Below are 15,412 nucleotides of genomic sequence, written 5' to 3' on the forward strand. Positions count from 1 at the left end.
CCTGAAGGACGGGGTTTTACGGTGCTTTGGATAAGCTGATTTACAGCTGACCCTCTTTTTTGCGGATCAAATAACGATAAGGTGTTGCTTGCGTCTCTTGCTGTAATAGGTCATGTTCCATAAAACGACAAAAACCGGGAATATCACGCACTGTCGCCGGATCATCAGCAATCACCAACAGTGTTTCCCCCTGAGCCATATTTCTTATGGTTTTACGCACTAACATAACAGGCTCAGGACAACGTAGTCCTAAGGTATCTAATGTTTTTGTCGCATCATCAAATTGGGCATTCATTGTATTAACCATTTTTTCGCACTAACAGATAGCACTATTATATCTCGCTTTGCCTCGCACATCACGGCACATTCATCAACTTCACGTTGAGTTATCGCCGATCTTTGCTTTTGTTGCGCAACAAGAGTATGATGCGCATCCTCTCCTGATGAGAGAAAATCATACGTTTTATTGGGTTCCCTCACCCCAATCACTAAAAAGGTACAATTTATGTATAGGTTTACCTCCCGCCAAAAAGCGGCGGCGCTATTATGGCTTTCGTTATTTCATATATTGATAATTACTTCTAGTAACTATCTTGTTCAATTGCCTATTTCTATTTTTGGCTTCCATACCACATGGGGTGCATTTACTTTTCCATTTATTTTCTTAGCGACAGATTTAACTGTTCGTATCTATGGGGCCCCTCTGGCAAGACGCATTATTACTGCCGTTATGATACCGGCATTAGCTATTTCCTACCTAATATCAACACTCTTTTTCCAAGGAAGTTGGCAAGGTTTTGCCTCACTCAATGATTTTAATATCATGGTGGCAAGAATAGCGACAGCAAGCTTTATGGCGTATGTGTTAGGGCAAATTATGGATGTTTCTGTCTTTAATCGTTTAAGACAGCAACAAAAATGGTGGGTTGCACCAAGTGCAGCGATGTTTTTTGGTAATTTCTTAGATACTGTTGCCTTCTTTTTTATTGCCTTTTATCGCAGTACAGATGCGTTTATGGCGGCCAATTGGGTCGAAATAGCGCTCGTGGATTACACTTTTAAATTGACGATTTGTATGCTGTTTTTCTTACCGGCCTATGGCGTATTATTGAACTTTATTTTGCGCTATTTTTTTGCACAAGAAAATCAACAACAAAGCTATGCTCAAATCCGTCCTTAGCTGATTGACTCCCCCAATAAGGCTTTATTCTTTGCACAATAAAGCCTTAGCTTACTTTTACCAATACCTTGATCTACCGGCAATAAATACCATTATTTAGCATAATAAGTGAAGACACCGCACTACTATTGATGAATGATAAAGAGTAAGACTTTTATTGCCTAGCAATACAAAAATTAACCCGTTTCAATATAATATTTTTATTATCAATTAAACTATTAATAGTATTCTGGATCATCTCAGCTTTTTTCCATCTCGGTTAAGATGATATTCCCCGCCATAAAGATTTTTTACTCTTTTGAAGATAGTAGGAGTCTATTATGTTAAAAGTTATTCAATCCCCAGCGAAGTATATCCAAGGGCCTGATGCGTTATATCATATTGGGAAATATACAAAACCTTTGGGTGAGAGAGCATTGATTATCGCTGATAAGTTTGTCATGGATCTGGCTGGCAGCATCGTCAAAGACAGCATGACACAGTATGAAGTCAATGGACACTTTGAACAGTTTCACGGTGAATGTACACATAAAGAGATTGACCGCTTAGTTGAGATAGCCAAACAACAAGCCGCTCTTGTTATCATTGGTGTTGGGGGAGGAAAAACCCTTGATACCGCCAAAGCCGTCGCCTATAAATGCCAGTTACCTGTGGTGATCTCTCCGACTATCGCATCAACCGATGCTCCTACTAGCGCACTTTCTGTTATTTATACAGAATTAGGCGCATTTGATAGCTATCTTTTCTACCCGAAAAATCCTGATATCGTTGTTATGGATACCAATGTGATTGCTTCAGCACCACCACGTTTATTAGTGGCAGGGATGGGAGATGCCTTAGCGACCTATTTTGAAGCAAGAGCCTGTAGTCGAGCACAAAAGCAAACAATGGCTGGAGGTAAAACCACCCTTGCAGCACTGGCATTAGCAGAGCTTTGTTATCACACCCTACTTGAAGATGGCTATAAAGCCAAACTGGCCGTCAGCCGTAGTGTGTGTACTACTGCGGTTGAAAATATTATCGAAGCAAATACCTTTTTAAGCGGTATTGGTTTTGAAAGTGCCGGATTAGCCGCCGCACATGCAATACATAATGGTTTCACTGCATTAGAAGAGTGCCATGCAATGTATCACGGTGAAAAAGTCGCCTTTGGTACTCTAGTTCAACTAGTGCTAGAAAATAGCCCGTTAGAAGAGATCGAAGAAGTACTCGATTTCTGTGTTCAAGTTGGCTTACCTGTTACCTTAGAAGAATTAGGCGTACATGCTACAGGTGATGAATTAAATGAAAAAATCATGGCTGTCGCAGAATTAAGCTGTGCAGAAGGTGAAACAATTTACAATATGCCATTTGATGTTGATTCCGATAAAGTGTTTGCGGCGATTATGGCAGCAGACCAATTAGGGCGTGAGTGGTTATATTAAGGATTAATATTAATGGCGCCAACAGGGTGCTCTGTACCCTGTTGACTCACGATGTGATGTAAAGTAATAAAAAAGGGAATAAAAGGTCGACTTTTATTCCCAAATTGCTTGTTATTGTGATCAGTGACTACGTTATTGTTATCTGATTAATTTTTTCTACAATGCCCGAGCTAATAAGCTAATTGGGTGTTCACATTTTTTGGTTGTTGACATTTCTATTTGCCATTTACAGGTTTCGCAATCTGTAATGACTAAATCACAACCACTCTCTTCAATTTGACGGAATAATCCCGCCCCAATGCCTTGCGCAACATCGTAGTTTTCCGATTTAAAACCATAAGTACCGGCAATACCACAACATTGTGAATCTAATACAATCACTTCTACCCCAGGAATACGTTTGATTAAATCAATGGAGTAAGCCGCCCACCCCATTTTTTCCATATGGCAAGGGGTATGATAAACCACTTTTAATGGGGTATGTTTTAATGGTAATTCACGCCCTTCTTCCAATAACCGATAAATATAACGTGTTGCTAATTCTATATTTTCTCGTACTTTTGAAGTATCAATATCTAGAATATGTTCATATTCATCACGAATAGTGAAAGTACAAGTAGAAGATGTAGCAACAACCGGAATATTGTTCTCCACAATTTTTTCTGTCAGAGATTCAAGGTTTACGGTGGCTTGTTTTTTCGCTTGTTTCACAAAGCCGTTGGCAATTAATGCAACACCACAACATTTTTCACGTTTTAATAGTTGAACACCAATATCCATTTTATTGAATACTTTAACTAAATCTTTCCCTAATTGAGGGTGATTGTAGTTAGCATAGCAACCGTGGAAAAACGCAACCTGATCTTTAAAGCGTGCTTGCTCTTCAACCTGTTTTTTCATCCATGTTCTAAATGTACCAAAAGAGTATTTGGGTAATTCACGACGATGGTCGATTTTAAGCGCTTTATCCAAGATTTTACGTACTGGTTTTAATCCGGTAATAGTGTTAACAATCGGCGCCATTGGCGTAGAGAGCGTTCCCATTAAATCAGTATGACTTAAAATAGCATCACGAATTTTAGGTGTTTTAGGATTGTAGTTAAGTTTAGCACGGGAAATGATATCCCCTATTTTTACATCTGAAGGACATGCCACTTCACAACGTTTACAGTTAGTACAGTATTTCAGTGCTTCATCATAAAGCATGGGATCTTTTAAGCGTAAACGCTCACCATCAGGGCCAGCTTGTTTAGGTCCAGGATAGAGTGGATTGACCTTTGCCACAGGACAATAGGTTGTACAAACTGTACATTTAATACAACTTTCAAAACTGGTATCTTGTAAACTCATAGTATTGCCTCCACAGCCGCAGATGTGGTGTGCTGCGATTTATCACTCTGTAATATTTGTTGAGCTGCATAGAGTGCACTTATCATGGAGACACCTGCACCACAGCCTTCGTTTAGAGGATCAAAACCACCTAAAAGCGCCCCCACCGCATAGACATTGTCTAACGCTTCACCATATTTTAACGGTCTTAATTGACTATCTGTATTAACACCAAATCGCATATAAGGCTGTTTGGCAAACACATTGACTTGTGTCCACTCATTACGCGGTAAACTTTCTAATAAATCTAATTCCATTAATGGCTCGTAAATACGATCAAATTCCGCAATTAAGCCATTATTGAAAAAACTGCCTGTGGCTAATACGACATGCTCGCTACGGATAGGGATATCAGTATGATTACGGGTATGAATACCGACAACCTTATTACCGACTAAATCGGCTTCTTCTGCGCGATCACCCGGCATGATCAAACCACCCGCTTGTTGAAAACGCAGTTTTAGTGCCTGATGTAGGCGAATACCTAATAATGAAGGCGGTAATGTCGGTAATAGACAAATGGGTTTACCCACACACTCTTGTAATAAATTAACTGGCGCTTCTTCATCTAGCCCGATACATGCAGGTAGTACAATCGCCTCAACACTATTATCTATGTGTTTAATTAATTCTTCTGCTAATGCTTGCGTGTTTTCAGGCTTATCTAAATAGCGCGCAATATTAATTGCTCTAAATTCACTTGAATTATCACGTAGTCTATCCAATAAAGGTAAATGAATGTGATAAGGAATGGCCTCAATACCTTGTTCATTTAAAGTACTACTTGCAAACTGAGGTTGAAAATCCAAGAATCCCTCAATCCCCACCACCGCTATTTTTTTCCATGGGAATGGTTGATTAACGCTATAAGTCGGCACGCGCTGTGGGCTCATCCAACTCATGCGAGAACGTCCAACCGGGGTAATACGGTAATGGTTTTCATCACCGTTACCTTTATAGTCTAAATTTCTCGTTGTTGATAACAGCGTTTGCGCTTGCTCTATCAATTGAGTGACATTTGCTTCACCAATACGACTATATGGGTGCTCTGGTGCTTGTTGTGCCAGTGTTGATAACGCTTGTTTCGGATGAGAAACTGGCGTGCCATCAGGAAGATGCGTTAATAAATCCAGTGATCCAGATGAAAAATGTAACGCACTTTGTCCATTACTGATAATGGCGCAAGATTTGCCCGCTTCAGCAAGGCGGATCCCCGCAGTCAGTCCCGCTAATCCGCTTCCTATAATGATAACGTCAAATTTCATCATCGGCCTCCACTGAAGCTGTTTTATCAATCATATCGGCATCTAAGCCACATAAACCTTGGTACACCCAACTGGTAAACTCACTTTCACGTAACGCATTACCCCATGCGATAGGACGAATACCTTTCCAACGTTCATTTAGAAAATGAGCAAGTTGTTGTTCGGAGCCATGAGGCGTTGTGACTTGTAAACGATTTAATAATCCTGCTGCGCGACAAGCACATAACTCACCTTGGCAAGTTCCCATTCCCACACGAGTACGACGGCGTAAATCAAGCAAATTATTCACGGTTAAAGAATTCACTGCATAACGAACTTCACCGGCCGTGACCGCTTCACATTCACACACTAAGCTTTTATCAATACGCTCATTACTCAATAGTTTATTGGCTAAATCGCCATGACGATAAACCGCTGAGCCTCGAATTGGCGCCGGTAACGACACCACACTACGCAATGCTTGCTCTGCCGATTGGCGAGAGCCAGGCAATGGCTCTTCAGCCGTGGTACATTTTGCTGAAATATTTAATTTCTCACAGATCTTGTTTGTGGCCCATTCAGCCATTAATCGGTAAGTCATTAATTTACCACCGGTTATGGTGATAAAGCCCTCGAGTCCATCCCGTTGTGCGTGGTCAAGTAATACAATACCGCGGCTTACATTACGGCCAGAAGGATCATCGTCGCTGGCCACTAAAGGACGTACACCGGCATAAGCACGTAAAATACGGGTTTGAGCCAGTTTAGGTGCCAGCATTGAACCTTCACGGATCAGGATATCAACCTCTTCAGGGGTGACATACATATTGTCGATTTCATCATAAGGAACGCGAGTTGAGGTGGTTCCTATTAATGAGATGGTATCGCCAGGCACTAAAATATCGGCATCCGCAGGCTTACGACAGCGGTTGATCACCATATTATTGATACGGTGTCCTAAAATCAGTAATGCCCCTTTTGCTGGGAACATGCGGACTTTTAAATCACCATATTCTGCAATTTTTTGTCCCCATATTCCTCCGGCATTGGCCACTATTTGTGCGCGGATCTCATACATATTTTTAGATTGATGATCATAAACACGTACACCTTTCACACGGTCGCCTTCACGGATCAAGCCCATCACTTCATGATAAGTGAGTACTTGCGCGCCATGTTCACGTGCATCTAACATATTGGCCGCCGTTAAGCGGAAAGGATCAACCGTACCATCAGGTACTTTAACCGCACCAATAAGATTAGGATTCACCGAAGGCTCTAAGCGAATAGCTTCTTCAGGTGAAATGGCTTGAGCATCAATACCTGCCGCTTGGCAAGATTGAATAAAGGTTTGTTGGAATTCTAACGAATCTTCAGGGAGAGTAATAAAAAGGCCATCCGTTTTTTCAACACAATGACGAGCGACCCGTTTTAAGATCATGTTTTCTTCTATACACTCACGCGCTGATTCCGGATCGGTCACTGCATAGCGTGCGCCACTATGTAATAAACCATGGTTTCGACCGGTTGCACCGGTTGCGATATCGTGTCTTTCCAGTAGGATACAGCGTAATCCACGACGAGCACAGTCTCTTGCCATGCCTGCCCCCGTAGCTCCACCGCCGATAATAATGACATCTGTTTCTGTCACTGGTGAACCGCTCATCATAGAGATGCCCTCTCACATTACATTCAGCAAACGCTTAATTATTCTTTAACGTTAATTATAGTGTATAAGATACACAAAAAATGTGGTTAATGTTTGATAATGAGCAAAAACGAAAGAGAAACGCTCATGAGTGAAAAATTAAAACGACATATGTGATACTAATCACAAATTATTTACCAGAAAGTGTTTCATAAAGTTAACATATCACTCAAAATTACACATCTTGAAAAATTATTCGACAACTGAGTATTACTTCACAGTAAATTTGCTTCAACAAGTTTACTATTACGTTCGTTAAAGAAAATTTTTTGATTACTTTGTTGTTCGTTTTGTCATTGTTTAATATCAACATATTAAAATAAAAGCCATCGGAGGCTAATATGTTAAGTCTGTTTAGACCTGCGCCACATAAAGCGCGTCTGCCAAAGGAACAGATAGATCCTGTCTATCGCCGTTTACGTTGGCAAATCTTTATGGGGATTTTCTTTGGTTACGCTGCTTATTATTTAGTAAGGAAAAACTTCGCTTTAGCAATGCCTTACCTCGTTGAAGAGGGATTCTCTAAAGGGGATCTGGGTTTTGCTTTATCAGGGATCTCGATTGCTTACGGTTTCTCTAAGTTTATCATGGGGTCATTCTCTGACCGTGCTAACCCGCGTTACTTCTTACCCGCAGGTCTTATTCTTGCATCCATTGTGATGTTAATTATGGGCTTTGTGCCATGGGCAACTTCGAGCATTATGATCATGTTCGTGCTGTTGTTCCTGTGTGGTTGGTTCCAAGGTATGGGTTGGCCTCCTTGTGGACGTACCATGGTTCACTGGTGGTCACAAAAAGAGCGTGGCGGTATCGTCTCTATTTGGAACTGTGCTCATAACGTCGGTGGTGGTTTACCGCCATTGCTGTTCCTGTTAGGTATGGCATGGTTTAACGACTGGAAAGCAGCATTATATATGCCAGCATTCGCGGCTATTTTAGTAGCGATGATTGCGTTTGCATTAATGCGCGATACACCACAATCTTGTGGTCTACCTCCTATCGAAGAATATAAAAACGATTATCCACCTGATTATAAAGAAACAGACGAACAAGAACTGACAGCAAAAGAAATCTTTATGAAGTATGTTTTCCCTAACAAACTTCTGTGGATGATTGCAATTGCTAACGTATTTGTTTACTTACTTCGTTACGGCGTATTGGACTGGTCTCCAACTTATCTTCGCGAAGTCAAAGATTTCGCCATGGATAAATCCTCATGGGCATACTTCTTATATGAATACGCAGGTATTCCAGGCACACTGCTGTGTGGTTGGATGTCAGATAAAGTGTTCAAAGGTAACCGTGGTGCAACTGGGGTATTCTTTATGACCTTAGTAACCATTGCCACTATCGTATTCTGGATGAACCCAGCAGGTAACCCGAATATTGATATGGCATGTATGTTAATCATTGGTTTCTTAATCTACGGTCCTGTTATGCTAATTGGTCTGCACGCCCTTGAATTAGCGCCGAAAAAAGCTGCGGGTACCGCAGCAGGCTTCACCGGTCTATTCGGTTACTTAGGGGGTTCTGTTGCGGCAAGTGCTATCGTAGGTTATACCGTTGACTACTTCGGTTGGGACGGTGGCTTTATGGTCATGATCGGCGGTAGTGTATTATCTGTTGTGTTATTACTTATCGTGATGATAAATGAAACCAAACACAAACGTGAAATGTCACAGAAGTATGAATAATCATTAACTGATTATTTATGAAATTGATTAAATCTCATCTCTAAAAATCAAGCCACATCAACTTTCTGATGTGGCTTTTTTATTGCCAACTGTACATAGCTTTATTGTACGAAAATGAAAATGGAGCAACTTTATGAGTACACCTTTCAAACTGAAACCGTTAGTGGCGGGCGTTCTTTTAACTCTATCTTTAAGTACAATCGCACAAGCAGCAAGCGATAAAGTAGTGATTGCCCATCGTGGTGCCAGCGGTTATTTACCTGAACACACCTTACCTGCCAAAGCACTCGCCTATGCACAAGGTGCCGATTATCTAGAACAAGATCTGGTGATGACAAAAGATAACCAACTGGTTGTCTTGCATGATCACTATCTCGATCGTGTCACCGATGTTGCTGAACGCTATCCAGACAGAGCAAGAAAAGATGGCCGTTACTATGCTATCGATTTTACTCTTGATGAGATCAAAGGACTGAAATTTACCGAAGGTTTCGATATTGTTGACGGTAAAAAAGTCCAAAGTTATCCAAATCGTTTCCCAATGGGAAAATCCGATTTTCGAATCCACACTTTCCAAGAAGAAATTGAGTTTATCCAAGGCTTAAACAAATCAACAGGACAAGATATTGGTATTTATCCTGAGATCAAAGCACCTTGGTTTCATGAACAAGAAGGGAAAGACATTACTAAAAAAGTTCTCGAAGTCTTAAAACAGTATGGCTATACCCAAAAGAGCGATAATGTTTATCTACAATCCTTTGATCCTAACGATCTAAAACGCATTAAAACAGAATTGATGCCACAAATGGGGATGGATTTAAAACTGGTTCAGTTAATCGCTTATACCGATTGGAATGAGACATATGAAAAACAACCAGATGGCACATGGACAAACTACAGTTATGACTGGATGTTTAAACCTGGCGCCATGAAAGAAATTGCGACTTATGCTGATGGCATTGGCCCTGATTATCATATGTTAGTAGAAGAAGACTCGACACCAGATAAAATCACCTTAACCGGTATGGCCGCCGATGCTCATGCCAACAAGTTAACCATTCATCCATTTACGGTACGAGTGGATAAACTACCTAAATATGCCAAAGATGGCGATCAGCTTTATGACATTATTTATAACCAAGCGGGTGCCGAAGGGGTATTTACTGATTTCCCTGATTTAGGGGTTAAGTTCTTACAAAAACAAGCTAAATAACCTTTATTTCTGTTATCCTGCTCTTATCAATAAAGGGCAGGATAATTTCCCTTGAGTTGCTCTGCTACTCTCACCGTGTCTCATAGTGAAAATCGCTCCGATTATCCATACGCTTTACTCGTTTGTTATCACAGTATATTGTGTTTTAGGCTAATTTTATGCTCGTTTAAATGCTCGTTTACCAATTTTTCGTATTTTTCCATATTATTCATATTAAAAAAGAGAGCCTAAACTCTCTTTTTAATCTGATTAGCAAATAAATTATGCTCTATAAACAGGGAAAGCAATCACATCACTAATGCGCTCAACACCGAGTGCGAGCATAATCAGGCGATCAACGCCTAAAGCAACCCCTGAACATTCAGGTAATCCAGCTTCAAGCGCAGCTAAAAAACGCTCATCAATAGGTTGTTCAGGTAATCCCATGGCAACACGTTGACGATTATCACGTTCAAAACGAAGACGTTGCTCTTTAGCATCCGTTAATTCACGAAAACCATTTGCTAACTCAACACCTTTAAAATAGACCTCAAATCGCTCTGCAACACGATGATCTTCTGAGCTAATTTCAGCAAGGGAAGCTTGTGAAGCAGGAAAATGATAGATAAAGGTTGGTTTTTCAAGACCAATATGAGGCTCTACACCTGACACAAAAAGTAATTGCAGTAGCGTATCTCTATTTTCTTCTGTGTCAGCAATATTTGATAAATCAAGCTTTGCCGCAACCTCACGTAACTTTTCTTTATCTGCAGATAAAGGGTCGATATCGAGATAGCGCAAAAAGGCTTGTTGATATGAGAGCGATTCAGACGCTTCACAATCAAGCACTTCTTGTAATAAATCATCGACTTCATTCATCAACCGGTACATATCAAAACAAGGTCGATACCATTCAAGCATCGTAAATTCCGGATTATGATATCTACCGGCTTCCTCGTTACGGAAGCAACGCCCCATTTGATAAATTGGCCCACTGTTCGCCGCTAATAGACGCTTCATATGGTATTCAGGACTGGTCATTAAATATAACTTTAGCCCTTGAGAAGCACCAGGCCCCACAAATTGGGTTTCAAATGGGCATAGATGAATATCGGTAACGGTAGCCTGACTCATCATCGGTGTTTCAACTTCTAAAACACCACGATCAGCGAAAAAACGCCTAATATTACTGACAATTTTCGCCTTTTTCAGTAAGTTGGCGATTGAGGCGCTTGGCTGCCAATCCGCGATTTCACTCATGAACGAAAAACTCCAACAGAAAACAAAGCGTGCAGTTTACTCGCATCCTCTTCAACAGACAAATTTCTTCCAGAAAAGATGTACCATATTTTCATTCCCACCAATTATATTGATTAAATATCGACAAACATATAAATACAATCAATACAATTCTACAAATCATCTACTTTTTTGCGTTTTTTCGTCACTAGCAATAGCACGTCTATCCCAAGACAATAACGATAACAACTTTTTATGCCACTAATAGCGCAGCGGTGTATCAAAAATAAAAATTAGAATAATTCTCTTTCTCAATTAAGTTCAACAATAAACTCATATTTTTCTTATATAAAATAAGTCTATTTTTTATCAATTTTAAGCACTATTTAATATTTAGCGCCGTTAAGTTTGATGGCTATTATAATCTTTAAGAGATTTTATTAATATTTTATTAACAATTAATAAGACAAATCGATTTGTTTTAGATAAATAGTAAAAGTTTATTTTAACTATTTGTTTATATTTTTATTAAATTATATTAAAACAGCTTAAAGATAATTTATTTTACCTTAAAAATCAGTCAATAACAAAAAACCATTGTTCTTTGTAATTCAAATTATCTATACTTTAAAAACGAATTATTCATTGCTAACTTTATTTTTATTTTAGAATTAAATATTTTATTTTATGCTCAAGTTTATCTGGTTAATTATTAGTAAAACCGAGAATTCTTGGTGTAGATCACACTTTTTTTGTGAAATACGGGAAAACCATCATTCATATCAAATTTCCGTACCTTACATTTCGTTATACTAAAATTACAGTCAATGATAATAACGATGTTATCAAGCGTAGTCACAAGGCAGTGAAACATTTTCGTTACGGATAGCTTAAAAAAATAGCATTACTAAATTAATAATGTCAGTGAATTGAATTCTAGACAATTATTCCAATTTTCACTTGAACAATGGAGAAGCGCAGTGCAAACCTTTAATGCCGATATAGCGATAATCGGAGCCGGGGGCGCAGGCTTACGAGCAGCAATTGCTGCAGCGGAAGCAAATCCTCAACTGAAAATTGCTCTGATCTCAAAAGTTTACCCTATGCGTAGCCACACTGTGGCAGCAGAAGGCGGATCAGCAGCAGTGACTCAGGCTCACGACTCCTACGACTTTCACTTCAATGATACCGTTTCTGGCGGTGACTGGTTGTGTGAGCAGGATGTCGTTGATTACTTCGTTGAGCATTGTCCAACAGAGATGACTCAACTAGAACTCTGGGGCTGTCCTTGGAGCCGTAAAGAAGACGGGTCAGTCAACGTCCGACGTTTTGGTGGGATGAAAATCGAACGGACTTGGTTCGCCGCCGATAAAACCGGCTTCCACATGTTACACACCCTGTTCCAAACCTCTTTAAAATACCCACAAATTCAACGTTTCGATGAACATTTCGTTCTCGATATCCTTGTTGATGAAGGCCACGCTCGTGGTGTTGTTGCTATTAATATGATGGAAGGGACGAAAGTTCAAATTCGTGCTAATGCTGTCATTATGGCAACAGGTGGCGCAGGTCGCGTTTATCGCTTTAATACTAATGGCGGTATCGTTACAGGTGATGGTATGGGGATAGCCTTACGTCATGGCGTGCCACTGCGTGATATGGAATTTGTGCAATATCACCCAACTGGTTTACCGGGCTCAGGTATTCTGATGACCGAAGGTTGCCGTGGTGAAGGGGGTATTCTTGTCAATAAAGATGGTTACCGTTATCTACAAGATTATGGCCTAGGACCAGAAACACCATTAGGTAAACCCGAAAATAAATATATGGAATTAGGTCCTCGCGATAAAGTTTCTCAAGCATTCTGGCATGAGTGGCGCGCGGGTCGTACCATTAAAACTCACCGTGGTGATGTCGTGCATCTTGATTTACGTCATCTGGGTGCGAAAAAACTTCATGAACGTTTACCATTCATTTGTGAACTGGCAAAAGCGTATGTGGGTGTTGATCCAGTTAATGAACCTATTCCAGTTCGTCCAACTGCACACTACACCATGGGTGGTATCGAGACTAATCAGCGCACAGAAACACGTATTAAAGGTCTGTTTGCGGTGGGTGAGTGTTCATCTGTCGGCTTACATGGCGCTAACCGTTTAGGTTCTAACTCACTGGCTGAACTTGTAGTATTTGGCCGTCTTGCTGGGGAAGAAGCCGTTCGTCGTGCCCAAGAAGCAACCCCTGCTAACGCATCAGCATTAGATGCACAAACTCGTGACATCGAAGACAATCTGAAAAAACTGATGAACCAAAAAGGTTCTGAAAATTGGGCTCAGATCCGCGATGAAATGGGTGAAGCCATGGAAGAAGGTTGCGGTATCTATCGTACACCTGAATTAATGCAAAAAACCATTGATAAACTGACTGAACTAAAAGAACGTTTTAAACACGTAGAAATTAAAGATACCAGTAGCGTCTTTAATACTGATTTACTGTATAAAATTGAGCTTGGCTTTGGTTTAGATGTCGCTGAATGTATGGCGCATTCTGCAATCAATCGTAAAGAGTCTCGTGGTGCACACCAACGTCTCGACGAAGGTTGTACTGAGCGTGATGACGTGAACTTCCTTAAACACACCCTGGCATTCTATAACCCAGAAGGTGCACCGCGTTTAGAATATAGCGATGTGAAGATCACCAAATCTGCTCCTGCTAAACGTGTCTATGGTGGTGAAGCGACTGCACAAGACAAGCAGAATAAGGAGAAAGCGAATGGCTGATGACATGAAGCACGTTAAGATGGAAGTCATGCGCTATAACCCCGAAACGGATGATGCGCCTCATTTCGTCACTTATGATGTGCCTTACGATGAGCAAACCTCATTATTGGATGCATTGGGTTATATTAAAGATAACTTAGCGCCAGATCTGTCTTACCGTTGGTCTTGCCGTATGGCGATTTGTGGCTCTTGCGGCATGATGGTTAACCGAGTCCCAAAACTGGCTTGTAAAACCTTTATGCGTGATTACCCAAATGGGGTGAGAATCGAAGCGTTAGGTAACTTCCCTGTCGAGCGCGACCTTGTCGTCGATATGACTCACTTTATTGAAAGCTTAGAAGCGATTAAACCTTACATTTTAGGAAATGATCGCAAGCCTTCAGAAGGTCCAAATAAACAGACTCCTGCTCAAATGGCGAAATACCACCAATTCTCTGGTTGTATCAACTGTGGTTTATGCTATGCAGCATGTCCTCAGTTTGGTTTAAATCCTGAGTTTATTGGTCCTGCAGCGATTACGTTAGCACAACGTTACAATACCGATAGCCGTGACCACGGGGCTAAAGAGCGTATGCCTCAATTAAATGGTGAAAATGGCGTCTGGTCTTGTACTTTCGTGGGCTACTGCTCTGAAGTCTGTCCAAAACATGTGGATCCTGCTGCGGCTATTCAGCAGGGTAAAGCAGCCAGTGCGCAAGACTTTGTCATTGCCATGCTGAAACCACGTTAAGGAGGAAACAAGACATGACAACAAAACGTAAGCCTTATGTTCGTGGTATGCAGCCAAACTGGTGGACGAAACTCGGTTTCTATCGTTTCTACATCACCCGTGAAGGAACTTGTCTACCACAACTTTGGTTCAGTCTGGTTGTACTGTTCGGTGTATTTGCACTGAAAAATGGACCAGAAAGTTGGGCGGGATTCGTTGGATTCCTAAGTAACCCAATAGTGATGCTGATTAATATTGTGACCCTTATCGCAACGGTATTCCATACGGCCACTTGGTTTAAGCTTGCACCGAAAGCCGTTAATATCGTCGTTAAAGATGAAAAATTACCACAAGAGCCTATCGTTCGTGGTTTATGGGGTCTAACCATCGTCGTGACTGTCGTTATTCTGGCAGTGGCGCTAATTGTTTAACCCAGGAGGAAATAATGAATCAGAATCAACTTCCTAAGCGCTCTGATGAACCTATTTTCTGGGGATTATTTGGTGCAGGTGGTATGTGGAGTGCGATTGTCTCTCCAGCAATTATTATCCTGCTCGGTATTCTAATCCCGATGGGTATTGCGCCAGAAGCATTTACTTACGATCGTATCATGGCATTTAGCCAAGGTTTTATTGGTCGTATTTTCTTACTACTAATGATTATTCTGCCAGTTTGGTGTGCATTACACCGTATTCACCATACGTTGCACGATTTTAAAGTGCATGTACCTGCTAGTAATTGGGTATTTTATGGTGCTGCAGCAATTATTAGTGTTATCGCAATTATTGGTGTTTTTACACTATAATCGCTTGATAAATAAAATTAAAGCCACTCATTGAGTGGCTTTTTTTATCGC

The 15,412-nt window shown here is 40.7% G+C and carries 13 protein-coding genes; 8 read left to right on the forward strand and 5 right to left on the reverse strand.

What is annotated here, in order from left to right:
- Positions 1-40: 40 nt before the first annotated feature.
- Positions 41-295 carry a sulfurtransferase TusA gene (gene tusA, locus HMPREF3129_RS04920; RefSeq protein ID WP_004245397.1) on the reverse strand — a complete coding sequence of 85 codons (255 nt, stop codon included), beginning with the start codon at positions 293-295 and terminating at the stop codon, positions 41-43.
- 210 nt (positions 296-505) lie between these two features.
- Here tusA and HMPREF3129_RS04930 point away from each other — a divergent pair, with 210 nt between their 5' ends.
- Together HMPREF3129_RS04930 and HMPREF3129_RS04935 are read left to right on the forward strand one after the other, a co-directional pair.
- Positions 506-1,180: a 7-cyano-7-deazaguanine/7-aminomethyl-7-deazaguanine transporter gene (locus tag HMPREF3129_RS04930; protein WP_004245400.1), complete on the forward strand. Its 675-nt coding sequence runs from the start codon at positions 506-508 to the stop codon at positions 1,178-1,180.
- Between the two features lie 320 nt (positions 1,181-1,500).
- Positions 1,501-2,604 carry a glycerol dehydrogenase gene (locus HMPREF3129_RS04935; protein WP_004245401.1) on the forward strand — a complete coding sequence of 368 codons (1,104 nt, stop codon included), beginning with the start codon at positions 1,501-1,503 and terminating at the stop codon, positions 2,602-2,604.
- Positions 2,605-2,760: 156 nt separating this feature from the next.
- On the opposite strand, the gene glpC is transcribed toward HMPREF3129_RS04935, so the two are convergent.
- From glpC to glpA, 3 genes are read right to left on the reverse strand one after another with little or no spacing between them, the layout of a single operon-like run.
- Entirely contained in the window at positions 2,761-3,954 is a 1,194-nt protein-coding gene (glpC, locus tag HMPREF3129_RS04940) for an anaerobic glycerol-3-phosphate dehydrogenase subunit GlpC (RefSeq protein ID WP_004245402.1), read from the reverse strand.
- Positions 3,951-5,258 (reverse strand): glycerol-3-phosphate dehydrogenase subunit GlpB, encoded by a 1,308-nt coding sequence (glpB, locus tag HMPREF3129_RS04945; protein ID WP_036919684.1) that lies wholly within the window; start codon positions 5,256-5,258, stop codon positions 3,951-3,953. Before glpB ends, glpC begins: the two co-directional genes overlap by 4 nt.
- Positions 5,248-6,906: an anaerobic glycerol-3-phosphate dehydrogenase subunit A gene (glpA, locus tag HMPREF3129_RS04950; protein ID WP_004245405.1), complete on the reverse strand. Its 1,659-nt coding sequence runs from the start codon at positions 6,904-6,906 to the stop codon at positions 5,248-5,250. The genes glpB and glpA overlap by 11 nt, the downstream gene beginning before the upstream one ends.
- A gap of 380 nt (positions 6,907-7,286) precedes the next feature.
- Here glpA and glpT point away from each other — a divergent pair, with 380 nt between their 5' ends.
- Positions 7,287-8,639, forward strand: a complete 1,353-nt coding sequence (gene glpT / locus HMPREF3129_RS04955; protein ID WP_004245406.1) for a glycerol-3-phosphate transporter — start codon at positions 7,287-7,289, stop codon at positions 8,637-8,639.
- A 133-nt stretch (positions 8,640-8,772) separates the two neighbouring features.
- Positions 8,773-9,852, forward strand: a complete 1,080-nt coding sequence (gene glpQ, locus HMPREF3129_RS04960; RefSeq protein WP_004248870.1) for a glycerophosphodiester phosphodiesterase — start codon at positions 8,773-8,775, stop codon at positions 9,850-9,852.
- A 261-nt stretch (positions 9,853-10,113) separates the two neighbouring features.
- Here the strand turns inward: glpQ and epmA are convergent, their stop codons facing one another.
- Positions 10,114-11,091 (reverse strand): elongation factor P--(R)-beta-lysine ligase, encoded by a 978-nt coding sequence (epmA, locus tag HMPREF3129_RS04965; RefSeq protein WP_004245408.1) that lies wholly within the window; start codon positions 11,089-11,091, stop codon positions 10,114-10,116.
- 959 nt (positions 11,092-12,050) lie between these two features.
- Between epmA and frdA the strand changes: the two genes are divergently transcribed.
- The 4 genes from frdA to frdD are packed head-to-tail and all read left to right on the forward strand — an operon-like array spanning position 12,051 to position 15,361.
- Positions 12,051-13,847, forward strand: coding sequence for a fumarate reductase (quinol) flavoprotein subunit (gene frdA / locus HMPREF3129_RS04970; RefSeq protein WP_004248869.1), 1,797 nt, complete (start codon positions 12,051-12,053; stop codon positions 13,845-13,847).
- On the forward strand, positions 13,840-14,577 hold the full coding sequence (locus tag HMPREF3129_RS04975; protein WP_004248868.1) for a succinate dehydrogenase/fumarate reductase iron-sulfur subunit: 738 nt from the start codon (positions 13,840-13,842) through the stop codon (positions 14,575-14,577). Before frdA ends, HMPREF3129_RS04975 begins: the two co-directional genes overlap by 8 nt.
- A gap of 14 nt (positions 14,578-14,591) precedes the next feature.
- Positions 14,592-14,987: a fumarate reductase subunit FrdC gene (frdC, locus tag HMPREF3129_RS04980; protein ID WP_004245411.1), complete on the forward strand. Its 396-nt coding sequence runs from the start codon at positions 14,592-14,594 to the stop codon at positions 14,985-14,987.
- Between the two features lie 14 nt (positions 14,988-15,001).
- Positions 15,002-15,361 (forward strand): fumarate reductase subunit FrdD, encoded by a 360-nt coding sequence (gene frdD / locus HMPREF3129_RS04985; protein WP_004245412.1) that lies wholly within the window; start codon positions 15,002-15,004, stop codon positions 15,359-15,361.
- The last annotated feature ends 51 nt before the right edge of the window (positions 15,362-15,412 follow it).

The organism is Proteus sp. HMSC14B05, from assembly GCF_001808035.1.
GTDB classification, from domain to species: Bacteria; Pseudomonadota; Gammaproteobacteria; order Enterobacterales; family Enterobacteriaceae; genus Proteus; species Proteus mirabilis.